1 protein-coding gene is annotated in these 598 nt (G+C 33.8%); it reads right to left on the bottom strand.

The window, feature by feature from the left end; genetic code table 11:
* Positions 1-77 precede the first annotated feature (77 nt).
* Positions 78-548, bottom strand: a complete 471-nt coding sequence (locus SB775_RS27335) for a DinB family protein (protein WP_317779052.1) — start codon at positions 546-548, stop codon at positions 78-80.
* Between the last annotated feature and the right edge of the window lie 50 nt (positions 549-598).

Below are 598 nucleotides of genomic sequence, written 5' to 3'. Positions count from 1 at the left end.
ATGTATAAAATATAACAAAAGAAAAAACCAGTTTTATTAGACTGATTTTTTCATCTAAATATAACACTTTGTTACATTCAGTTTTTAACACTTACATGTTCAATTATACGCTTCATCGCCTGAATTTGCCCCATATGAGTCGCTTCATGCATTAATGTTAAACCTGCGAGTTCTCCAACAGTCTTACAACCTAGGAATGGTGTATCCAAATCTTGATCTAGCTGTTCAGAAGAAATTTGCTTTATACGAGTTAATTGACCTTTCAACTGTACAATAAGTTGATCCATAGCAGGTATATTCCCTGTCCAATCAGCTGGTTTTGTACCATTCCCAAACAATTCTATATAATTCATGGGAAGGTGAGTTGTTACATGCGGGAAACCAAACATAGTTTGTTCAGTAATTGTCAAAACGTGACCTGTATGCCAATGAATTGTGTTATTAAAACCATCTGGCTGCACATCAGTTTGTTCCTTAGAAACGGACTCTACATTCTTGATGAAATATTCTCTTGTCATCTCAAATTGCTTAAATACAAGTTGATTCATCTTTTTCTCCCCTCTCATTAACAAAATCATCCATATTATACCAGTAAAAA

The organism is Peribacillus sp. SIMBA_075 (assembly GCF_046534585.1).
Note: the sequence above shows the minus strand (reverse complement) of the source record. Positions and strands in the feature narration are given on the sequence as shown.

Bases quoted from the DNA above. Each gene is read 5' to 3' on its own strand.
- SB775_RS27335 (WP_317779052.1), bottom strand. From the start codon at position 548: ATGAATCAACTTGTATTTAAGCAATTTGAGATGACAAGAGAATATTTC.